Origin of the sequence: Hymenobacter guriensis, assembly GCF_015773195.1 — a bacterium.
In the GTDB taxonomy this organism is placed as follows: domain Bacteria; phylum Bacteroidota; class Bacteroidia; order Cytophagales; family Hymenobacteraceae; genus Hymenobacter; species Hymenobacter guriensis.
Genome location: NZ_JADWYK010000002.1, coordinates 523,436 through 545,563 on the forward strand (window position 1 = coordinate 523,436; position 22,128 = coordinate 545,563).

20 protein-coding genes are annotated in these 22,128 nt (G+C 58.8%); 13 read left to right on the top strand and 7 right to left on the bottom strand.

The annotated features are described in order from the left end of the window. Together I5L79_RS05695 and I5L79_RS05700 are read left to right on the top strand one after the other, a co-directional pair. Positions 1-405, top strand: coding sequence for a VanZ family protein (locus I5L79_RS05695; protein ID WP_196954037.1), 405 nt, complete (start codon positions 1-3; stop codon positions 403-405). Between the two features lie 8 nt (positions 406-413). Then, positions 414-1,721 carry a M28 family metallopeptidase gene (locus I5L79_RS05700; protein ID WP_196954038.1) on the top strand — a complete coding sequence of 436 codons (1,308 nt, stop codon included), beginning with the start codon at positions 414-416 and terminating at the stop codon, positions 1,719-1,721. An 86-nt stretch (positions 1,722-1,807) separates the two neighbouring features. Here the strand turns inward: I5L79_RS05700 and I5L79_RS05705 are convergent, their stop codons facing one another. Together I5L79_RS05705 and I5L79_RS05710 are read right to left on the bottom strand one after the other, a co-directional pair. Then, on the bottom strand, positions 1,808-2,350 hold the full coding sequence (locus I5L79_RS05705; protein ID WP_196954039.1) for a hypothetical protein: 543 nt from the start codon (positions 2,348-2,350) through the stop codon (positions 1,808-1,810). 334 nt (positions 2,351-2,684) lie between these two features. Then, positions 2,685-3,581: a YicC/YloC family endoribonuclease gene (locus tag I5L79_RS05710; RefSeq protein WP_196954040.1), complete on the bottom strand. Its 897-nt coding sequence runs from the start codon at positions 3,579-3,581 to the stop codon at positions 2,685-2,687. A gap of 141 nt (positions 3,582-3,722) precedes the next feature. On the opposite strand from I5L79_RS05710, the gene I5L79_RS05715 reads away from it, so the two are divergent. The 4 genes from I5L79_RS05715 to I5L79_RS05730 all read left to right on the top strand — a co-directional run bounded on the left by I5L79_RS05715 (position 3,723) and on the right by I5L79_RS05730 (position 10,905). Further along, a complete protein-coding gene (locus I5L79_RS05715; RefSeq protein WP_196954041.1) occupies positions 3,723-6,512 on the top strand; it encodes a TonB-dependent receptor in 2,790 nt (929 codons plus the stop codon). Positions 6,513-6,617: 105 nt separating this feature from the next. Then, positions 6,618-8,225, top strand: coding sequence for a T9SS type A sorting domain-containing protein (locus I5L79_RS05720; RefSeq protein WP_196954042.1), 1,608 nt, complete (start codon positions 6,618-6,620; stop codon positions 8,223-8,225). 190 nt (positions 8,226-8,415) lie between these two features. Continuing rightward, a complete protein-coding gene (locus I5L79_RS23615) occupies positions 8,416-9,615 on the top strand; it encodes a glycosyltransferase (protein WP_196954043.1) in 1,200 nt (399 codons plus the stop codon). 21 nt (positions 9,616-9,636) lie between these two features. Beyond that, entirely contained in the window at positions 9,637-10,905 is a 1,269-nt protein-coding gene (locus tag I5L79_RS05730) for a lipopolysaccharide biosynthesis protein (protein ID WP_196954044.1), read from the top strand. On the opposite strand, the gene I5L79_RS05735 is transcribed toward I5L79_RS05730, so the two are convergent. Together I5L79_RS05735 and I5L79_RS05740 are read right to left on the bottom strand one after the other, a co-directional pair. After that, the gene (locus I5L79_RS05735; protein WP_196954045.1) at positions 10,902-11,717 is read right to left on the bottom strand and encodes a class I SAM-dependent methyltransferase; all 816 of its coding nucleotides are present in this window, start codon (positions 11,715-11,717) and stop codon (positions 10,902-10,904) included. The two genes, I5L79_RS05730 and I5L79_RS05735, sit on opposite strands and share 4 nt — an antisense overlap. A gap of 11 nt (positions 11,718-11,728) precedes the next feature. Beyond that, a complete protein-coding gene (locus I5L79_RS05740) occupies positions 11,729-12,688 on the bottom strand; it encodes an AAA family ATPase (RefSeq protein WP_317191358.1) in 960 nt (319 codons plus the stop codon). Between the two features lie 284 nt (positions 12,689-12,972). Between I5L79_RS05740 and I5L79_RS05745 the strand changes: the two genes are divergently transcribed. From I5L79_RS05745 to I5L79_RS05760, 4 genes are all read left to right on the top strand, one after another. Then, positions 12,973-15,192 carry a T9SS type A sorting domain-containing protein gene (locus I5L79_RS05745; RefSeq protein ID WP_196954046.1) on the top strand — a complete coding sequence of 740 codons (2,220 nt, stop codon included), beginning with the start codon at positions 12,973-12,975 and terminating at the stop codon, positions 15,190-15,192. Positions 15,193-15,229: 37 nt separating this feature from the next. Then, a complete protein-coding gene (locus I5L79_RS05750) occupies positions 15,230-15,439 on the top strand; it encodes a PID-CTERM protein-sorting domain-containing protein (RefSeq protein ID WP_196954047.1) in 210 nt (69 codons plus the stop codon). A gap of 115 nt (positions 15,440-15,554) precedes the next feature. Beyond that, the gene (xrtX, locus tag I5L79_RS05755) at positions 15,555-16,064 is read left to right on the top strand and encodes an exosortase X (protein WP_196954048.1); all 510 of its coding nucleotides are present in this window, start codon (positions 15,555-15,557) and stop codon (positions 16,062-16,064) included. A 15-nt stretch (positions 16,065-16,079) separates the two neighbouring features. Continuing rightward, positions 16,080-16,565 (top strand): XrtX-associated membrane protein, encoded by a 486-nt coding sequence (locus tag I5L79_RS05760; RefSeq protein ID WP_196954049.1) that lies wholly within the window; start codon positions 16,080-16,082, stop codon positions 16,563-16,565. Between the two features lie 88 nt (positions 16,566-16,653). Here the strand turns inward: I5L79_RS05760 and I5L79_RS05765 are convergent, their stop codons facing one another. Further along, entirely contained in the window at positions 16,654-17,055 is a 402-nt protein-coding gene (locus I5L79_RS05765; protein WP_196954050.1) for a hypothetical protein, read from the bottom strand. Between the two features lie 252 nt (positions 17,056-17,307). Between I5L79_RS05765 and I5L79_RS05770 the strand changes: the two genes are divergently transcribed. Further along, entirely contained in the window at positions 17,308-17,601 is a 294-nt protein-coding gene (locus I5L79_RS05770) for a hypothetical protein (protein ID WP_196954051.1), read from the top strand. Between the two features lie 69 nt (positions 17,602-17,670). Here I5L79_RS05770 and I5L79_RS05775 read toward each other — a convergent pair whose 3' ends face one another. Next, positions 17,671-19,221 carry a hypothetical protein gene (locus I5L79_RS05775; RefSeq protein ID WP_196954052.1) on the bottom strand — a complete coding sequence of 517 codons (1,551 nt, stop codon included), beginning with the start codon at positions 19,219-19,221 and terminating at the stop codon, positions 17,671-17,673. A gap of 191 nt (positions 19,222-19,412) precedes the next feature. Here I5L79_RS05775 and I5L79_RS05780 point away from each other — a divergent pair, with 191 nt between their 5' ends. Both I5L79_RS05780 and I5L79_RS05785 read left to right on the top strand, forming a co-directional pair. Then, entirely contained in the window at positions 19,413-19,631 is a 219-nt protein-coding gene (locus I5L79_RS05780) for a CsbD family protein (protein WP_196954053.1), read from the top strand. A gap of 128 nt (positions 19,632-19,759) precedes the next feature. Further along, positions 19,760-20,593 (top strand): DUF1206 domain-containing protein, encoded by an 834-nt coding sequence (locus I5L79_RS05785; RefSeq protein WP_196954054.1) that lies wholly within the window; start codon positions 19,760-19,762, stop codon positions 20,591-20,593. Positions 20,594-20,666: 73 nt separating this feature from the next. Here the strand turns inward: I5L79_RS05785 and I5L79_RS05790 are convergent, their stop codons facing one another. Continuing rightward, positions 20,667-21,881: an NAD(P)-dependent oxidoreductase gene (locus tag I5L79_RS05790; protein WP_196954055.1), complete on the bottom strand. Its 1,215-nt coding sequence runs from the start codon at positions 21,879-21,881 to the stop codon at positions 20,667-20,669. Between the last annotated feature and the right edge of the window lie 247 nt (positions 21,882-22,128).

The window sequence follows — 22,128 nt, forward strand, 5'->3', positions numbered from 1 at the left end:
ATGCCGCTGGTTCCGCCCACGCCACGCCGCCGCGCCTACGTTGCGCTGCCCGTAGCGTGGGCGGTTGTCATTCTGCTGCTCACGCTCACGCCCGCCGACCGGATGCCGCCGCAGCCCCGATGGGAGCTGCTGTCGTTTGATACGGCTGCTCATGCCGCTGTTTTCTGGCTGTTGGCCGTGCTCAGCTATTTCTCCGCCCGGCGGCAGCAACGGTGGCCCTGGCTCCGTCAGCATGCATTCAGTGTACTATTACTGGCAGGCGTAGCCTTTGGGTTCCTTATTGAAGTGCTGCAAACCACTATGCATGTTGGCCGCTACGGCGAATGGACCGACGGCCTCTCCGACGCCATCGGCATGAGCATTGGCCTGCTGATGATCAGCGCTGCTATGCGACGCCTTAATTAACTGGTTCGATGCATAGCGCCAACAGGCCTGGGATTATTCATTGCTCTACGGCGGTACTCGGCGCCCTCGTAACCCTGCTGGCGGCCCAACCTGCCCCGGCGCAGGATATGGCCCGCGTACGGCGTACGATATCGGTGCTTACGAGCCCGAAGCTACACGGGCGCGGCTACACCCATCACGGCGACCAGCGGGCGGCGGCATACATAGCTAAACGGTTTCACCAGTTGGGTCTTCAAGCCTGGCAGCCCGATTACCGGCAGCCATTCCCCCTCACCGTCAACACGTTTTCGGAGGGGTTGAAAGTGTTCGTCGGGCGGCAAACTTTGCAGCCTGGCATCGACTTCATTCCGCACCCTACCTCTGGCTCCTTTCAGGGCAAGCTGGCGGTTGTGTATTTCGATACGCTCGCCTTCACCCAGCCCGCTATCCGAAACCAGTTTCTGCAGCAGGACCTGCGGCAAAAAGCCTTGGTATACGAGCAGCAGATTGAGGCGCGCCTACAGCAGATGCCGGAGCTTAAAGCAAAGCTGGCCGAAGCCCGCGCCAGTATTGTGCTGACCACTGCCAAGCTTACCGCGTCGGTAGCCGACACCCAAGCACCACACGTGCGGCTGCTGGTGCGGGCTCAGGCCTGGCCGGCACAGGCGCAACACGTGCGGCTCGACGTTACAGCCCATTTGCAACAAGCTTACCAGACGCAGAATGTGCTGGGTTATGTGCCGGGCACCGCCGTCCCCGACTCTTTTCTGGTAGTGACGGCGCATTACGACCACCTGGGTGAGTTGGGCCGCCGCACGTATTTCCCCGGGGCCAACGATAATGCCAGCGGGACTACCATGCTGCTAGAGCTTGCCGAGCACTTCGCTCAGCCGGCTAATCGGCTGCGCTACTCGGTGGCCTTCATAGCCTTCAGCGGGGAAGAAGCCGGCCTGCTGGGTTCCCAATTCTTTGTGGCGAATCCTGCTATGCCTCTGGCTTCTATTCGCTTCCTGCTTAACTTGGATTTAGTGGGCACGGGCGAGGAGGGCATCACGGTGGTAAACGGCAAGGTGCACTCCCAGGAATATCAGCTGTTACAGCAACTTAATACGTCGGACGTAGGTGTAGGCGCTATTGCAGCCCGGGGACGGGCCGCTAATTCCGACCACTACCCGTTTTCCGAACAAGGTGTACCGGCTTTTTTCTGGTATACCCGCGGCGGCACGGCTGCTTACCATGATGTGCACGATAAGCCGAAACCTTTACCGCTGACTGCTTTTCCACGACTAGTTAACCTTGCCAGGCAATTTCTGCAGCGGCTCAGCCGGACTATATAAACGTAGCAATTCCGGAACAAACCGATGAATATCGATCTGTTCCGGAATTGCTGTATTCTGACGACCCAGGGGCGAAGAGCTAACGCTTAGCCGTTCGACTTAAAGGAGTTCATGATCTGCTTGGCTACCATTTCCCACTCCGGCTTCTGACGGTCGGCGCAGGTGAAGGTGCACATCAGCAGTTTGCCTTCCACGTCGGTGAAGAAGATCAGGTTGTATACTTCGTGACCAAGTTCGGGCTTCATCAGCTCCAGGTAACCAACCTGACGGCCGCTGATTTCCTTCATGCCTTTGCCAAACCAGCGGGCATTGGGAAACTGCTTGGTGTAGGTTTTGATGAAGTTGTCCGAGTACATCTGGATCATGTCCTGATCCGCGGTGTTGTCGGTGTACGTGAAGGAGATGCTGGCCTGCTTGTTATTGGTGTAGATCAGGCTGGGACGGCTCTGCGCTTTGGCGTAGAGGAAGTCCATCTGCTGCTCACTCATCACCTCAAAACCTTTGGGGATAAGAATTTCAACACGCTCGCTCAATACGCGCTTTTTGATGAGTTCTACCTCAGCAGCGGGGCGGGCAGCCATCAGCAGCAGCATCAGGCTCAAAACAGGAAGAAGTAAAGCTTTTTTCATGGTCGTAGGCTGAAAAAAGTGAGTAATCAAAATGAATCCGGATTCCGACGTATACCTTGGAGGCGCCTTCGGATATCTCAAGTTAAGAACAAAATCCGATGTTCCAAGCATTCTGATAGAAAAATATCATTATGCCGGAACAGTGGTAAGCCAGAAGGCGCTTGGCAAGCTAATAGCGGAAAAGACTATTTCGCTTAACCGTTGCAAAGTTAATGGTTTAGACGAGACATGGCATCAAAAAGTTCTAAAAATATTCGGCGCTTTCTATTCTAATTATTACTGGATTAAATCCAATGAATATAGCCGCTATAAGCCCTGATCTGCCAATCCAGGTCTACAGAATATTATTGATCTGTTCCTTTATTTTTTCCAGTTCTTCCTTCATTTCAACGACTAAGTGCTGAATTGTTGGATCATTGGCCTTGGAGCCAATGGTATTTATTTCGCGCCCCATCTCCTGGGAAATGAAGGCTAATTTCTTGCCAACGGGCTCCGGAAGAAACACAGTTTCGTTGAAATAGTGCAAATGGCTGACCAACCGCACTTTTTCCTCGGCGATATCCAGCTTCTCTATATAATACAGAATTTCCTGCTCAAATCGGGTGGAGTTGAAATGCTCACTGCTGGTTACCTCCGCCATATGATTCTGAAGCCGCAGCCTCACCTGCTCAATACGCGTGGGGTCATGTTTTTCTACGTCGGCCAGCAGAATTCGGATTTTGTCGACGTAACCTAAAATTTCTGTAGTTAGCGTCTGGCCTTCGTCGCGGCGGAACTGGTTGGCGCGGTCGAGGGCTTCCTGCAGCAACGGCAGCAGTTCCTCCCAGGGCACGTTCTCTTCCTCCTCGGTGGCAGCGGAAGCATCAGTGGGAATGCGTAGGGCGCCAGGCAGGGCATGAGCCAAGGCAATAAGCTGCTCAGTGGAAAGCCCCAGTTCCTGGTTGACTTCCGAAAGCTCCTGCCAGGCAGTGCGCAACGCGTCTTTATTGACGATAGAACCCTGCGTGCCGGTTGCCCGTGGGCGCGTGAACTCAAGGTTAAGGTTGACTTTGCCCCGCACCAGCTGCCTGGCCACGAGGTTACGGATTTCCAGCTCCCGGTCCTGCAGAAAGCGCGGCAGCCGCAAGCTCAAGTCCAGGGTTTTCGAGTTGAGCGACTTTATTTCGACCGAAGCAGAGTACCGTTCGGTGTCACGCTGGGCGCTGCCGAAGCCGGTCATTGAATACAGCATAGAGAAAAGAATAGGGAGGTTTGAGAGGCAAAAATACGCTTTTAGCGAGTGCCATCGGGGCGTAACATAAGCATAATATTGCCGTCATGCTGGCATAATGACGGCCGGGTACTTTTGCGGCACAAAACAACCCATCTGGCTATGCAACGTTCTTTCCTAGTGCTGCTTATGCTGTTGACAAGCACCTGGGCCCTGGCCCAGCAAGGCACGCTCAGCGGCAACGTGAAAGACAAAAAAACCGGCGAGGCCGTTATTGGCGCCACGGTGCTGGTAACGGGCACCATTCAGGCCGCTCCCGTGGAGGTAGATGGCCACTATACTCTAAAGCTGGAACCGGGAACCTACAGTATCACCATTACCAACATCGGCTACAAGCCCCAAACCTTCCCCGGTATTGCGGTGCGCGCCGACGCCACTACCACCCTGAATGCTACGCTGGAGGAAAATACCACGACGCTGGAAGGCGTGACGGTGACCGGGCAGAAGCAAACCGGTACGGAGGTAGCCCTGATTCAGGACCTGCGCAAAAGTGAGGTAGTCGTGAGCGGGATGTCGAACGACCAAATTGTAAAATCCCTGGACCGCGACGCGGCCGAAGTGGTAAAGCGCATTCCGGGCGTGACGATTCAGAACAATGCCTTCGTGGTCATCCGGGGGCTGTCGGAACGCTACAACACGGTGCTGCTGAACGACGCCCTCACGCCTTCGGCCGAAACCGATACCCGCTCGTTCTCCTTTGATGTGCTGCCCAGCTCGGTTATCGACCGGATTCTGGTGTTCAAGTCGGGGGCACCGGAGCTGCCCGGCGAAATGGGCGGGGGCGTAGTGAAGGTGTACACCAAGAACTCCGCCATTGAGAACGGCACCACGTTTTCCTTTTCCAGCTCTTACCGCGCCGGCACCACGCTCAGCGCCTTCCAGCGGGCCAACAACTCCCCTACCGACTGGCTGGGCTTCGACAACTCGCAACGCACGCTGCCCAGCGGCACGCCCGGCACGGTATCTTCGGACAACGCCACGCCGGAGCAGCTGGCCGCCGCGGGCCGCTCCTTGCGCAACGACTGGAGCATGCGCAACGTGACGGCGCGGCCGGACCTGCGCGCTTCGCTAGGCCTTACGCGCCGCCTGATGCTGGGCAGCGCTGACCTGACGAACGTTACTTCTCTTTCTTATTCCAACACACTGGAGCAGTACACCGTAAGCCGGGCGCGCTACAACCAGCCCTCGGGAGGCACCATTCAGCGGCAGTTTGGCTACGAAGACCAGCAGAGTACGGCCGGAGTGCGCCTAGGCATCGTGCACAACTGGGCAGTGCGGCTGAATCCGCGCCACAAAGTGGAGTTCCGCAACCTGTTCAACCAGATTGGGGCCGACCAGACGGTGCTACGTACCGGCGTAAACGAAGCCGACGGCTACGACCGGCGCGACTACGCCTTCCATTACACCAGCCGCACTATCTATTCGGGCCAGCTGCAGGGCACCCACACGCTGGGCGGACACGAAAACACCACCGTGAGTTGGACCGGCGGCTACAACTACGTGAACCGCGACGAGCCTGACTTCCGCCGGGCCCGCACCCAGCGCGAACTGGGCACCGACGACCCGTTTCGCGTAACCATCGGGCGGGAGCTGGTAGAAACCAGCCGCTTCTATTCCGACCTGCAGGAAAGCACCTACATGCTAAGCGGCCAAGTGGAGCGCCGCCTCACGGGCCGCGACACCACCGGTGCCAGCGCCTTCAAGCTGCGGGCCGGCTTTTACACCGAGCGCAAAAGCCGGGACTTCAACGCCCGCCTGCTGGGCTTCGTGCGCGGCACCGAAAATGGCTTCGACAACAGCATTCTGACGCGCCCTATCGACCAGGTATTTTCGCCGGAGAACTTTGGGCCGGAGAAGCTGCAGCTGGACGAAGTGCGCAACCCCAGCCGCAACTACACCGCCGACAACACCCTCATTGCCGGCTACGTGGGTACCACGGCGCCCATCAGCGACAAAGTGAACCTCTCGGGTGGGGTGCGCATCGAGTACAACGACCGGCAGGTAAACACCGCCACCCTGGGCGACGAGCCGGTGAATACCCGCGAGAAGCGCACTATTGTAATGCCCTCGTTCAACTCCACCTACAACTTTACGCTGCGTAGCCTGCTGCGGGCCGCCGCCAGCGTGACGGTGAACCGCCCCGAGTTCCGGGAACAGGCCCTCTATCCTTACTACGACTTCAACAACACCGCGCTGATTATCGGCAACCCGGAGCTGAAAACGGCCACCATCTACAATGCCGACCTGCGTTACGAGTTTTACCCCAGTCCCACGGAAATGCTGTCGGGCGGCGTGTTCTACAAGTATTTTAACGATGCCATTGAGCAGACGCAGCAGCCTGCCAGCGGCTCTTTGCCCAACATCAAGCCCGCCAACGCCAATGCGGCCTACGACTACGGTGCCGAGATTGAGCTGCGCAAGTCGTTGGCCGGCCTGGGCGGAGCCGACATCTGGAACCGCTTTTCGGTACTGCTGAACGCCTCCGTGATTCGGAGCCGGGTGGATCTGAGCAGCGACTCCTCGCAGATTGCCCGCCGCCCGCTGCAAGGTCAGTCGCCCTACGTGGTGAATGCAGGTCTTTTCTACCAGGATACCGACCGTGGCCTGCAGCTGAACGTGCAGTACAACGTGGTAGGCAAGCGCATTTTCCTGGTAGGCAACCGCGACATCTTCACCATCTACGAAATGCCGCGCAACGTGCTGGACATTGCCGTGACCAAGAGCATCGGGCAGCGTCTGGAAATCAAGGGCGGTATTCAGGACGTGTTCAACCAGGCGGTGCGCCAGGTGCAGGATGTGGACTTCGACGCCAAGATTACCAGCGCCGATCGGGACTTTGCCCGCTACCGCCGGGGCCAGTACAGCACCCTCGGGCTGGTGTACCGCTTCTAACAATAAGGTAACATTCGCCTAAAGAAAGCATAACGCCTTCCGTAGCCCGGGAGGCGTTTTTTCATAAGTACTTCGCAGCGTCATTTCACCCACGTATTTCTGACTATGAAAAAGTTTGTACTTCCTGCTTTCCTGCTCGCCGCGCTGCTCAGTTCCTCCGCTCAACGGGCGAAGGCGCAGGCACCCGTGGTAACGGTTAAGGACAAGATTACGGCCAACACCACCTGGACTAATAAGAACGTGTACCTGCTCGACGGCTTCGTGCGCGTGGCCGACGGCGCCACGCTCACTATTGAGCCCGGTACCGTTATCAAAGGCAAAAAAGACACCCAGGGCACGCTGATTGTGGAGCAGGGCGGCAAGCTGCTGGCCGACGGCACGGCCAGCCAGCCCATCGTCTTCACCTCGAACTCGGAGAAAGGCAAACGCGCCCGCGGCGACTGGGGCGGGGTGATTCTGCTGGGCCGGGCCCCCCAGAACATCAGCGGCACCACGGCCGTGATTGAGGGCGGCGTGAACGGCGTGTTCGGCGGCACCGTGGCCAACGACAACTCCGGTATCCTGCGCTACGTGCGCATTGAATTCCCCGGCGTGGCCTTCCAGCCCGACAACGAAATCAACGGCCTGACGCTGGGCGGCGTGGGCTCGGGCACCATCATCGACCATGTACAGGTATCCTACTCCGGCGACGACTCCTACGAGTGGTTCGGGGGCAGCGTGAATGCCAAGCACCTGGTAGCCTTCCGCGGGCTGGACGATGACTTCGACTCCGACAATGGCTTCTCGGGCAAAGTACAGTACGCGGTGAGCCTGCGCGACCCGGAAGTGGCCGACATTTCGGGCTCCAACAGCTTTGAGTCGGACAACGACAAGAACGGCTCGGCCAACTCGCCTAAAACCAGTGCGGTTTTCTCGAACGTGAGCAGCTTCCTGCCGGCCTCTACTAGCCTCAACTCCGACTACAAGCGCGCCATGCACATCCGCCGCAACTCGGCTTTGTCGGTGTTCAACTCGGTCTTCACGGGCTGGCCCACGGGCTTGCTGCTGGATGGTACGCCTTCGGAAGCCAACGCCACGAGCGGGGAGCTGCAAATCAAGAACACGGTATTGGCCAGCGCCAAAGCCAACTTCGCCGCCGCCTCGGGCAGCGCCTACGACGTAGCCGGCTTCTTCAACGCCGCCACGCGCAACAACCAGCTCACCACCACCGACGCGCTGGGTTTGAACGCTGATAACTTCAGCCTGACGGCGCCCAAGTTCCTGCCGCAGGCAGCTTCCCTCCTGCAGGCTGGCGCCGACTTCACTGATGCCAAAATCAGCGGTGAGTTTTTCGATAAGGTTGCTTTCCGCGGCGCATTTGGCGCCGAAGACTGGACGGCCGGCTGGACCAACTTCGACCCGCAGAACACCGACTACGCCAACGGCATCACCACCGCCAGCCGTAAGAAATCCGACCAGCTGGCCGGCCTGAGCGTATACCCCAACCCGGCCGCCGGCCAAGCCTCGGTGGCCTTCGTACTGCGGCGCGGGGCTACGGCCGCCGTGCGCGTGCTGGACGTGACCGGCCGCGAGGTAGCGCAGCTGAGCCAGCCTACGAAACTAACCGCGGGCGCGCATGAGCTGCGCCTGCCCAGCCTGAAAGCCGGCGTATACGTGGCCACGGTTGCTACCGAAGAAACCACTCAGGCCGTGCGCTTCGTGGTAACGCAATAAGCACCGGCACCCATAGCGCAGCCTGAACCTGGGGCGGACACCGAGCGTGTCCGCCCTTTTTGTGCTGTTTGCCGCCGGGTGATGATGCGCTACTACCAGCCAGCAGGCACCTGCAGGTAGCGCAGATAGGGCAACTCAGTTGCTAACGCTACTTTTGTTTCTGCTTCGCTTCCTTACCTCCAATTGATTGATGCGCATCCTGCACTTGCCCAAGTGGTATCCCAACCGCTACGATGATCAGGATGGCGACTTTGTAGCCCGGCACATTGCAGCCATTGCGCAGGCCGAGCCCACGGCCCAAACCGCCGTGGTATTTGCCGCCGTAGCGCGCGGCCCCTTGCCTGCTTTAATTAAGGCCGAGCATGACTCCACCGGGCTGGTACCCACCTGGCGCTACTACTACCGCGCCCGGATTACGGGCCTGAAGCCACTGGATAAACTGCTGAAGCTGCTGCTTTGGCTGGAATGCATGCGCCGGGGCCTTGGTGCCGTGCGGCAGCACTGGGGCGGCTCTCGCCCCAATATTACGCATGCTCACATCCTGCTGCGCCCGGGCATACTGGCCCTTTGGCTGAAGTGGCGTCACCGGATTCCATACCTCATCACCGAAAACTGGACCATTTTTCTGCCCGCCAACGACGGGCGCCGGAGCTGGTTCCGGGGCTGGCTGGCGGGGTGGCTGGTAAAGCAGGCCGGTGCCTATACGCCCGTTTCGGATGACCTGCGCCGGGCTCTGGTGCGGCTGGGCGGCGTGAACCTGCATACCGTCATCATCCCGAATGTGGTGGATACGGAGCTGTTTCACCTGCCGGCTGAGTCCGTGCCCCGCCAAGGTCTGCTGAACGTAGCTGCCTTCAACGAGCAGGCCAAAAACCTGAGTGGCACTTTGCGCACGGTAGCCCGCCTGCGCAGCCAGCGGCCCGGGTTGCATCTGCACCTGCGTATTGCCGGTTATGGTCCGGCGGAGGCCCAGATGCACCAGTTGGCCGCCGACCTGGGCCTGCTGGCTGATGGCACGGTGGAGTTTCTGGGCAAGCTCACGCCCAGGCAGGTAGCGGCCGAAATGCAGCGTGCCCAGGTATTCGTGCTGTTTTCCAATTACGAAAACCTGCCCTGCGTTTTGATTGAGGCTCAGGCCAGCGGCCTGCCGGTGGTAGCTACTCGCGTGAATGGCGTGCCCGAAATGGTGCCCGAAGACGGCTCCTGCGGCCTGCTGGTACCGGCCGGCGACGAGGCGGCCCTGGCCGAAGCCCTCCTCACGGCCCTACAGGCGCCGGCCGGCCGCTTCGATGCCGGCGCTATGCGGGCCCGGGCCGTTAGCCAATTCAGCTATTCGGCGGTGGGCGCGGCTTTCTGGCGGGTGTACCGGCAGCTGCCGACGCAGGCGTAGCTTTACATTTTTCTTCGCCCTATGCTCCGCCGCGTCGCGTACAATTTTGCTGCCCGACTAACTACGGCTCTGCTGAGTTTTGTCGTGGTCTGGCTGACGGCGCGCTACCTGGGCGCGGCGGGCCGTGGGGCCGTGAGCTTGTTTGTTACGGACTGCGCGGCCCTGCTGCTGTTTATTGGGCTGCTGGGCGGCTCTTCGCTGATTTACCTGGCCCCGCGCCGCAACCTATGGCACCTGCTGCTGCCGGCCTATGGCTGGGCCTTGGTAGTGTGTGCCACTGGTACCGCAATAGTCGGATTGCTCCGGCAGCCTGCGTTTTCTTACCTGCTGCATTTAGGCGTACTGAGCTTGTTGCAGGCATTTTTTTCCATCAACTGCGCGCTGCTGCTGGGCCGGCGCCGCGAAGGCAGCTACAACCTGCTCACGGCGGCGCAGGTGGCTTTGCTGGCGGGCTGCTTGCTGCTGGCCTTCGGGCTGGATGCGCGGTGGCAGGAAGTGAGCACCTATTATTACGCGTCCTATGTAGCGTTTGGGTTGCCTCTGCTGCTGAGCTTCGGCCCGCTGCTGCGCCTGCCCGACCAGCTGCGGCTGAACCTCCGGCTGCGGGCTACCACCCGCGAGCTGGCCCGCCACAGCCGGGGGGCACACTTCTCCAACATCCTGACCTTTGCCAACTACCGCCTCAGCTACTATTTCGTAGCCTACTATGCCGATGCCCGGGCGGTGGGTATCCTGTCGGTGGGTGTGGCACTGATGGAAGCCATCTGGCTGATTCCGCGCAGCACCGCCCTGGTGCAGTATGTAGATATGGTGCACACGGCCGGCACCGGCCCACTGCCCACCGCTGCCTTACGCGTGGCGCGTCTCACAGTAGCCGGCACCCTGGCAGCGGTGCTGGTGCTTATCGGGCTGCCGGCAGAGTTACTGAGCAGGGTCTTCGGGGCTGAGTTTGGGGCAGCTCGCCCGGTTATGCTGCTGCTGGCGCCCGGCGTGGTGGTTATGGCTGTGCAGCTGCTGGTGAGTAGCTATTTCGCGGCCCAGGCCCGCTACCGGATCAACAATGCCGCCGCCACGCTGGGCCTGACTGTCACGCTGATTTGCTGCGCCCTGCTTATTTCGAAGCTGGGCATCCGGGGAGCAGCGCTGGCTTCCACCTGCTCCTATGTGGCCTCTACCGTTTTCCTGCTGTGGCACTTCTGGCGGGCCACCGGCAGCGGGTTGGGGGCATTCTTGCCAGGCTGGGCCGATGTGGCGTATGGCTGGCGGCTGTTGCAACAACGCTGGCGTTAGTATACGGCCCTCAAAGTCACTTCAAAATACGGCAGCGGGTCTGCCAGAAGATTTGGCGCCTGGGTGGGCATAGGCGCAGGCAGGTACGCCGCGCAGAGCGTGTTGCCGACCTGCACCAACTGGCCGGGCGCATCTGTCGGCAAACCATCCAGGATACCAGCCAGCACCTCCCAGCGCGGCTGCCCCGGCTGGCGACTGGCATCGTGCCACACTACTACCGTTTCGGGGCCTGCCAGGTGCTCAAACACGCGTCGGGTATCGGTACGCACGGCTTCATAGTGATGGTCGCCGTCGATGAAGACTACGTCGAACTTGCCCAGCCCACGAAAGTCGTAGGTGGCGGAGTTGCCGTGCAGGTGGTGTACGTTAGGCAACGGGTGCGAAAAAAAGCCGTGCAACTCGATATAGCGTTCCGGCAGCCGCAGCGCCCGCAGCTCCGCCGCCGAAAGGTTCAGCGTGTACACATCGGCGGCTACTTCGGCCACATTGGCCGCGCTTTCGCCCCGCCACGTCCCAATCTCGAAGTAGCGGCACTGCGGTACCCGGCGCGCCAGGGCGCGCAGCAAAGCCAGATCGGTAGGCAGGGAGCCGCCGTCCCGAAAAGCGAAGGGCCGTACCGTTTCGCCTTCGGCCGGCAAGAAGGCAGTAAGCGGCACTACGGGCAAGCCCGTCGCCACTACACCGCGTCCCGGACTATGGGCCAGTGCCTGCCGCTGCCAGGCGCTTTCATCGGCAATAAGCACGTGGTTGAGCAGCCACGGGTTACGCGCCACCCGGCCCAGGGCGCGCAGGGTTTTCGTGAGTCGGGACAAGGCAGGCGGCATTAGCTGATGGGCACTTTGCGCAGGATGGCCTCAATCAGATCCTGGGTGCGGATGCCGTCGGCCTCGGCTTCGTAGTTGAGCAGAATGCGGTGGTTGAGCACATCGGCCGCTACTTCCTTGATGTCTTCGGGCAGCACGTAGTCACGCTCGTCCAGAAACGCCACGGCTTTGGCGGCCCGGTGCAGGGCAATGCTGGCGCGTGGGCTCACTCCAAACTGTACGTACTGCTGAAAATCGGGCAGGTCGTACTCGGCCGGCTTGCGGGTGGCAAACACCAGCTCGATGATGTACTTCTCCAGGGTTTCGGAAATCTGCACCTGGTTTATCTGGCTGCGGATGGCGAAAATGTCTTCCTTGGTAAGCACGGGGTTTACTTCATCCACGTAGCTGAGGTTGGCCATGCGGCGCATCACTTCCAGCTCATCGGCCTTCTTGAGGTAATCCACAAACACCTTCATCATGAAGCGGTCTACCTGGGCCTCGGGCAGCGGGTAGGTTCCTTCCTGCTCCACGGGGTTTTGGGTAGCCAACACCAGAAACGGCAGATCCAGCGGGTAGGTGGTTTCGCCGATGGTCACCTGCCGCTCCTGCATGGCTTCGAGCAGGGCGCTCTGCACCTTGGCCGGGGAGCGGTTGATTTCGTCGGCCAGCACGAGGTTGGCGAAAATCGGCCCTTTCTTCACCTCGAATATCGACTGGCTCTGGTTGTAGATCATGGTGCCGATGAGGTCGGACGGTAGCAGATCGGGGGTAAACTGCACGCGCTGAAACGGCAGGTGCATCACCCGGGAAAGCGTGCTGATGGTAAGGGTTTTGGCCAGCCCCGGCACGCCTTCGAGCAGGATGTGCCCGCCGGTGAACAGGCCAATAAGCAGCCGGTTGACCATATAGTGCTGGCCCACCACCACCTTGCCAACTTCAGTAAATACCTGGCGGATTTTGTCGCGGTAATTTTCCACGGGATACGGTCAAAAGAAAGCAAAGGTACCCAACTGGCCACGGCTGGCCCGGCAGCCGTCGGGCCAAGATAGTAGAGTAGCCGGAGTTGCGGGTCATATCCGGGCCCTATGCTCCTGTCCTCGTTGGGGCATGGGGCCCATTCACGTACCAAAAATCTTTGTTCACTTACAAAAAGACCAGTCATAATTATGTATTGACTCTACGCTATTGGTTATATATCTTACCTGCCTTTTATTAGTTGCTCGAAATTGATTTTCTCTTTTGTTCTTGTTCTCCTTTTCCTATGAAAAAAACCCTACTCACCCATTCACCTTCCGGCCTTTCCCGTCACGCTTGGCGGGCGTTGCTGGGCCTAAGCCTGACGGCTACGCTGGGTGCTACGCCGGCGCTGGCCGTTACTACTCCCACTACCATCAGCAAGCCGTTAGTTGGCATTGAGGAGGACCGCGTCATAACGGGCGATGAACAGATTTTGACGGATGAAACCTATCATGACCTTACTATAGCAGCCGGCGCCACCCTGGAGTTGTATGGGAAGCTAACTATCACGGGCACCATGACCGTTGAAGCCGGTGGTACGCTGAACTGCGCTGGCTTTCAAGGAGGGCTGGTAAAAGGTCCGGGCGCCTTTGTGCTGGCAGACGAGGCCACTCTAGTTATCAGAAGCACCGAAGGTATTGCCGCAACCGGCCAGAACTCCGGTATCATCCAGACAGCGGCCCGCTCATTTAGCTCCAAAGCTGCCTATGTTTATCTGGTACCTCCGTTTTTTATACTCGATACGCCTCCTGTGACCGGGACTGGCTTGCCCGCAGAGGTAGCCATCTTAATTATTGGGCCCGATATCAGCAGCATCTCGGCTCGTCAGCAAAAGCCAGCCGATTCTCCTTTTGCTATCTTACTTAGCCAGGATGTCAAAGTCAGAACCGGGGTGTTAGTGGCCTCAGCTGATTTATACCTGGATGATCATCAGCTAACGCTGCTCTCTACCAAGGATGGCACGGCCGAGATACTACCCGCCAATCTTTTTGCAGACCTTGAGGGCGAAGTTATTGGCAACACGGTGGTGGCACAGAAATACATTGACGCCGCTACGCTTATCGGGTATCATCACCTGTCTTCTCCCGTTCAGGATGCGCCATTCAAAGCGCTGGAAAGTGGTGGCAACTTCAAGGCAATTTTCAACTCTGCTTACAACTCCGCCGAAAAGCCCGGTGGCATCTCCCCCTTCCCGAACGTGTTCGGCTACGACGAGAGCCGGTTGGCCACGCCCAACGAGTCGTACGGACAGACGTTTTCCCGGGGCTGGTTTTCGCCCACTGAATCAAGCATGGAGGAAGGTCGCGGCTACTCCGTCAACATCCGCAGGGGTCAGACGCTCAAGTTTGCCGGCGCAGTAAACAATGGTCCCGTGGGCCCGCTCACCCTCACGCGCGGCGACGAGGAAGACAGTGGCTGGAACCTGCTGGGCAACCCCTACCCTTCCTCCATCGACTGGTATGCGGCTGATGTATTAGGCGTTATTCCTGGCGGCATGGAACGCTCGGCCTACATCTACTCGCCCACCAGCCAATATGGCGGCACGTACCGGACATACTTTAATAATGGGGACGGAACATCTTTTGGTGACCCTATGATTGCCCCGGGTCAGGGCTTTTTCACTCGTCTGTTTAATGACAACAGCTCCGTTGAGCTTACCTTCACCAACGAAATACGTGGAGGTTTTAACCCCGAACCCACCGAACTCCAAGCCGGCCTGCCCAAGCTCACCCAGCGCACAACGGCCAAGCGAACCACAAGTCCCACGCAGCCCTACGTGCACCTGGAGCTAAAAACTACCAGTGGCGTCACCGACCCCACGTACGTGTACTTCCAGGCAAAAGCCACTGCCGCCGTGGACAACAACTACGATGCACCCAAGCTGCGTAACGTAGGCACCGCTTCGCTCTACACGATGGTAGGCACCAAGGAACTGGCCGTGAACGGGCAGGCACCTTTAACTGGCCTGGCCGTGAGCATTCCGGTAGGCGTGTCCGCTGGAGCCGGCACCTACATCCTGCGCGCCGAGAAAATCTTGAACTTCGCCGGCGCCCAGCCTGTGTCGTTGGTCGATAATGTAACCGGCAAAACTACTGACCTACGCCAGCAGCCGGAGTACACCTTCACGCTGGACAAAGCCTTTTCCGGGCACCGCTTTAATCTTGTTTTCGGAGCCAGCAGCGTAACCGGCACCCGCGACAAAGTACAGTCGGCGCAGGTAGCCTTGTATCCCAACCCAGCCCGTACATCTTTTGAGCTGCAGATTCCGGTAATAACCGGCGGCAAAACAGTAAAGGCAACACTCTACAACCAGTTGGGCCAGCGGGTACAAACACGTAGCTTGCCCATGACCAGCCAGGGCGCTCAAGGCTCCTTCGACGTGCGTGGTATGGCCCGCGGAATATATTCGCTACAGCTGGAAATTGGCACTACGCTGCTTACCAAGCGGGTAGTTCTGGAGTAGGCTGTCTTACCTCAACATATAACTTTCTCTTTCACCTATGAAAAACGTACTACTGAAGCTGCTATTGATGGGTAGCCTGCTGATAATGGCCAATGTAGCCCATGCGCAAAGTGACGAGCCCCCGGAAGGCGGCCCCATGCCCGACGACCCCACGGCCGTGCCTATTGATGGGGGAGCTTCCCTTCTGCTAGCCGCCGGCGTGGGCCTGGGCGTACGGCAGCTACGCCGGCGCAAAATGGTCAGGTAAGCACCTCTACTATTTACCAGCTAAATCCCCGGCCTCGTAAGCCGGGGATTTTTAGTTATTTTTAGGGTACGTTTCCCGATTTACTTGGCCTGCAGCCGCCTAATTACCCTTGTTCATGGATACTCGCAAGCGTCAGCTAATTCGTTTTGGACTACTTAGCCTAGGTATCTATTTCCTGTGGCTTGGTGTATATGAAAACTGGCTGGGCCCGGACCACCGACTGGACACTGAGTTATCCAACAACATTGCCGCAGGCAGCGCCCTAACATTGCGACTCATTGGCTTCGACGCCGGTACTGCCAGTCAGCACATAGTAACCATTGCCGGTCAGCAGGTGGTAGCGGTGTGGCCGCCTTGTAACGGACTGGTGCTCTATGCGTTGTTCACCGGCTTTGTACTTGCTTTTCCTGGTCCGGCCAAATCAAAGCTCTGGTTTATTCCTATTGGTATAGCGGCCATTTACCTTATAAATATTCTGCGTGTAGCGGCCCTGGCTTTAAACCACGTCTACGCTCGTGGGTCAGTTGATTTCAATCATCACTACACCTTCACATTCATAGTATACGCCTTTATTTTGCTGCTGTGGGGCTTATGGGTTAGGCGTTTCACTCAGCCGGCTGTCTAAGCCTTGGTGTCAGTTATGCCTACTCGTTCACTTCCTGCCCGCTTGCTATGGATTTGTGGCTTGCTGGTTTTAGCAGGTTTCCTGTTTTGCCTGGGTGCTTACGAGAAGGATATCCTTGGTCAGCTCAACGTTGTATGGCACCGCTATAGCACCTACCTGCCAACTGCCTTAACCGGATCTGCCGATCCGGCCATTACCCGCCTACCTGTACCGGTTGTTGGTTTTTACACCTTGCTGTATATCTGCCTATGCCTGTTGCTACTTAGGCTGCTCGTTGTTACCTCACTGCGCTTCCGCTTCATTCTGGCAGCTTACGCGGTGAGCTTAGGTGCCTGCCTAGTACTACTGGTCCTGGCTAAGCTTCTGTCCGGCGCCTTGGGCCTTTATCAGCTGAGTCGTAACCTGATTGATTTTATAGTCTCTCCTCTACCTATTATGGTGCTTGCGCCCTTGGTTTACTGGTATTATCCCACTGCGGCTCCAGCCACCGCAACCAAGTAAGGATAAGCAACGGCAAGCCTTACGTCAGCTCATGGGCGGTAGCTGCGCGCCCGACTAAATAAGCAGCTACCGCCACCGCCCACATGTGCTAGCGAGAGAGAGAGGAGCCGAGCTTGATAAGGATTTTGCCCAGGTGCGTGAGGGGGGCAGTGTAGCCGTTGGCGGCTTCCTCAGCCACTTTGATGGTTTCGGACCCCAGACTGGCCAGGGTTTCGGCAATGCTGTGGGAGTCGGTTTCTGAGTTGCTGAGCTGCTCACGCAACAGCACAATTTCCTGCTTGATCTTAGCCAGGCCCGGCCGCTCACTGGCCAGCAGCACCTCTTCCCAACGGGCTATTTCAGAAAGGCCCCGCTTGCTGTCGGTGCTGGGTACGCCGTCGTTCAGCAGCGCTAAGGTATCCTCAACCAAAGCCGAGTTCTGCTTGTCGCTAACTTCCAGTGGAATGGTAGGCGTAGGAACGGACTGGGGAGTGGGCGTGATGGAATCCATACAAATCAGAAAAGAAAGGTCAGAAGTTACAGGCATATACCTAGGCTGCGGCGGAAAGGTTGACTATGCATCCTGACCGGCTCGGGCAGTCCGGCGCGGCCGCTTATATCTGCGGGCAAAGTGAGCTGAACCCTCTGAGGTAGCTGTAGCCGTGGTTTCGGCGCTTCGGCCCAAGGCATCCAGGCCCGCGGGTTACCTTTTTCGGCATGCCTTTATTAAGGCTGAATCTTTCACCAGCCAATCCAAATTGCCATGAAATTCTCCCTGAAATCTGCCCTGGTTGCCGTTGCTTTCGCCGCTTCAATGGCTGCCTGCACCCAAGCCGAGCAAAACAACGCCGAAGCCGCTGCCGACAGCGCTGCCGCTACCACTGAGGCTGCCGCTGACACCGCTGCCGTAGTAACCGACGACGCCGTGGAAGGTGCCGGCCAGGCTACTGAGGCTGCTGCCTCTAACGCGGCTAATGCCACGGAAGCTGCTGCCAACAAAGCTGCTACCGAAACCAAAGAAGCTGCCGCCGCTGCTAAAGAAGAAGCTGCTCAGTAATTGCCTGGCGCTCTGGTGCCAACAGCTACAAAAAAGCCTCCTGCCGCAAGACAGGAGGCTTTTTCGTTTCTAGGCTTCTGGAGTAGCCAATGTATCGGCGGGTGCGGGGCACACCAGCTCGAGCAATACAGAGTAGTAGGCACGGCCCGTCATGCGGGCGCGCAGCCAGCCGTAGTAGCTTAGGGCTTGCAAATCTTCGCGCACCAATGGCAGGAATGTAGGCAGCGCTTCTACACGCGCAGCAAAGGCCGGCTGCCGGGCCACGTCGGGGTCGAGAAGGATGCTGCGCACCAGCTGCAGGTAGCTGGCTACGTAGGCGTACGGGTGCGGCTGGCCCGCAAACCGCTCGTGCAGCAGCCGCTCGATGGAGCGCAGCCGGTTCAGGGCCAGATCGTGGTGGCCGAGCTCCAGCTGAATGAGCATTTCGCCCATATTCTTGTTCAGCAGCCATTCCAGGCCCATTTCCTGCTCGCACCAGTGGTCCGTTTGTCCAATGGTGAGCAGCACCTGGTTGGCTTTCTGAAACAGCCCTTCGGCAAAGTAGTGGAAGCTCAGGCCCAGACGCGCCGTTAGCTCGTCGCGGTGGGTGAGCGAGGTTTCGGATAACAGCTTGTTCAGCAACGTAATGCTGTCGTTGTTGCGGTGCATAAAGGCGTAAATGGCGGCCTGCAGAAACGTACAGCGCGGCAGCCACTCGGCGGCGTAGCTGCGCCCACCGGCTGCCAGCAAGGTGTGCATCTGAGCCAGATACTCGGCAGCCTCCGCAAAGCGGCGCGTGCGGTAGAGGCCGTGCGCAATCATGTACAGCAGCCCTAGTTGGTAGTAGCGGTGGGCTGGAGCAAAGCCGTGGCGCTTTTCCATGAGGTGGTAGCAGCGCATCACAAAGGGCGTAAACGAGCTGAAGTCGCGGCGCACGAGCATGGCGTTGCGGGCAATGGACATAAGCCGGTAGAGCACGGCCGGGCGGCGCGCAAATGCCTCCTGCAGCTCGTATTCCCGCAGCACTTCCTGCAAAATCCCGTCAAACGACTCGGCAGCACGGCCTTTCACCCGGGCCTGCCGCAGCCGGTGCCGAATGATGCTGTCGGCAATGCCGGCCCGCTCCTCTTCATCGGCCAGCTTCTTGTTGAGGTGGCGCCGCCGGATGATGTCGTCGAGGTCTTCGGTGGCTTCGCGGCTGGCCTGGGCTATCTGGAGATTGTACACGGCGTTGAGCAGCTCAAACTGCTCGTTTTGCTGGGCCTGCTTTTCGGCTTTGCGCAGGGTGGTCCAGGCCAAGCGGGGCACGCCGGCCTCAAACAGGTACTGGGCTAGCGTGAGCAAGCCGCGCACCGAGGACGCCGTCGTAGGGTCCCGTTGGTGCTGGCGGAGCAGCAGGTATTCGGTGAGGTGGCGCAGCAGACGCTTACGCAGGGCGTAATAGGCTGTGGCGTTGGGTTCCTGCGGATACAGGTGTGCCAGAATCTGCTCGGTAGTGAGCGGCTGGGGCAGCAGCAGCAGCTCGTAGAGGCGCTGGTCCATGCGGCCCTTGTCTTTGCGCCGCTGCCGCTGAATGAACTGGCCGAACTCGCGCCGCTCATCAACGGAAAAGGTGGCTAACGTGGTCCGTAAATCATCCATTGCCGGCTTGGATTGTATATAATTTTATTCTCAATAATAAGGAGAATAACGGAGCATTCCGGCGCCGGAGGCGGTTTTGCGGCCTAATTGATTTTTTACGGCAACCAGCCACTGAGGCCCTGGTGTTAACCTCCGCAGTAAGGCCGCGTATAGCTCATCAGTACCTTTCCCACCTAACGCTTCTTTCACTTATGGATCTGAACAACAATAACCTGAACGACCGCACGGAGCTGCGTGCCCGCGGCAACTGGAACGAAATCAAAGGCCAGGCCAAGCAGAAGTGGGGCAACCTCACCGACGACGACCTGGACTACCAGGAAGGCCAGCAAGATGAGTGGTTTGGCCGCCTGCAGCAGAAAACCGGCGACGCCATTGATGACATCAAAGGCTGGTTCCACCGCACATTCTAGCCGACCTGCCTTACGCTTACTGCGCCCCGCCCACCCCAACCTGGTGAGCGGGGCGCTGCTTTTTGGCCGTATATCGTCGTTTCGCGTAAGCTCCTACATCTATTCTTTTATTCTTTCACCTTTCTTCCATGTCTCTCTCCAACTCTATTTCTGCGGCGGTGCCGCACTCGGCTTCCAGCGGCATCCGGGCGCTGGCCCGCTTTGGTTTTGCAGCCAAGGGCATAGTGTATTTGCTGCTGGGCCTTCTGGCGCTGCTGGCGGCTACCGGCCAACAGGGTGGCCAGACGGCCGACAAAAAGCAAGCTGTACAAACCCTCCAAGGCCTCCCTGGCGGCTCAGTTTTGCTCGGGCTGGTTGCAGTAGGTCTCCTGGGCTATATCATCTGGCGATTCACACAGGCCTTCCGCGACACCGAAAACAAGGGTTCCAGTGCTAAAGGCCTGGGGCGGCGCCTGGGCTACGCAGGTAGCGGGCTGCTTTACGCCAGTCTGGCCTGGTACGCGGCGCAGCTGGCCTTCCGGGGCTCGGCCAGTGGCAGCAGCGGCAGCGCCCAGCAAAGCCTGGTGGCCAAAGCTTTGAGCTGGCCCGCCGGTGAGTGGATTGTTATCATGGTCGGGCTGATTACCATTGGTAGCGGCTTGTATCAGATTTATCGGGCTTATTCGGGCTCGTTCCAGAAGCACGTAAACAGCGCCGATATTCCGGCCGGCCAGCAGAACATGGTGTACCGCACCGGTCAGCTGGGCTACACGGCCCGCGGCATCGTAATGGCCATCATCGGTTATTTCTTCGTGCAGGCGGGCCGCCAGCACAGCGCGGCGGCTGCCGGCACCACCGACGAGGCCTTTGACCTGCTGGCGGCTATGGGGCCGGTTGTGCTCGGCATTGTGGCGCTGGGTTTAATGGCCTACGGGCTCTATATGCTGGTGCAGGCAAAATACCCGGTGCTGAATCTGAAATAGGGAAATGGTGAGTTCATGTTCTTACTACACCACTTGCGCGGTTAGAACGTTAACTCACCATTTCACCACCTCACTATTTCACATAATCGGCCAAGTATTGGTACCGCTCGGTGAGCTGGCCGCCGCGGGCAATGGTAGCCCGGGCTACCACGTCATCGGTGCCGGCTTCGCCCAGCAGGTGCGGGAAAACGTTGTCTATTAGCTGGCGGCCGAAGTCCCGGCTGGCGTTGCGGGGCAGCTCGCAGGGCAGGTTATCCACGGCCATAACAGTGATGTTGCCGGGCCGCGAGTAAGCAGCTTCCAGCTCGCCGGTCTGGCAGTTGTAGTCGAACGCCGGCTCCTGAATGGTGCTGCTACGCTTGGTGGTTGGGATGGAGCCATCCACGTCGCAGGTTACGTCGGCAATGGTGTTGATGCGGAACTCCGGGCGGCGGACGTCCTCTTCCGTGAACAGATGCGGGGCGGCCGGGTGCCAATAGGCACAGGCAATGAGCAGGTCCGTCACGGGCAGAAAGTTCTGAAACGTCGACTCGTACTCCTGCGGGTTGCGGTGGAAGTCGGGTGTATCCCACACGCGCCCGTCGCGGCGGCGGTTATAGTCGGAGGAGCGCAGCTGGGTGTACACCGGTTCGTTGAAGTCGAGATACAGATAATCGTACACGCTCACGCGCCGGATGCCCATCCGGTCGAGCACCTCCACGGCGCCCTGGGCCACGCGGCCGGTGCCCGTTACGGCCATTTTGATGGGCGGCAGCTGCTTCACTTTAAAGAACTCCTCCTGCATATCCTCCATATCGATGCACTCGTAGGCCGGCTTCAGCTGAAACAGCCCGTGCTTGCGGCCATACGTAAGCAGCCCGTTGTAGGCCCCCACAATGCCGGCCCAGCGCCCGAAGGCCACAATCCGCTCCCCTTGCTCATTGGTTAGCAGTTCGTAGTCGATGAGCGTAATATTTTTCTGCAGCACCTGACGTAGCAATTCCCGGTTGGCCGGTTGCTTTTTCACGGTGTGCGAGAAAAACAGGTACGTTTTGTCGGGTATCAGCTGGCCGATGGGCACTTCCTTCACGCCCAGCAGGATGTCGCAGTCGGCCACGTTGGGGCGCACTTCCAGGCCCAGGTCTCGGTACTCCTGGTCGGAAAAGCAGCGGATAGGGCTTTCCTGCACCACAATGCGCAGGCCGGGGTACTGGGCCTGCGCTTCGGCGCATTTTTTGGGCGTGAGCGGCACGCGTTTATCGGGCGGGGTTTTGCCTTCGCGAATCAGGCCAATGGTAACGGAACGCATGGAGGAGCTTGGGTGGGTGGAAATCAGCCTCAAATCTGAGCAAATTATTTGGGCCTGCTGTAAGAGTACCCGGCGAGACTTTCCATAATACCATTCAACCGCCGGGCACTATCCACGCGGCCGGTGATGTTGCACCGGCGCAAAACAGGCCGAAACTTTTGACGCTTTCCGGGCTTATCCATGAAGCCTTTTCGCGCTACCTTTGCTATGGCTCTTCGCGGGGCCCGTTTGTTGCCACCCTCAACCA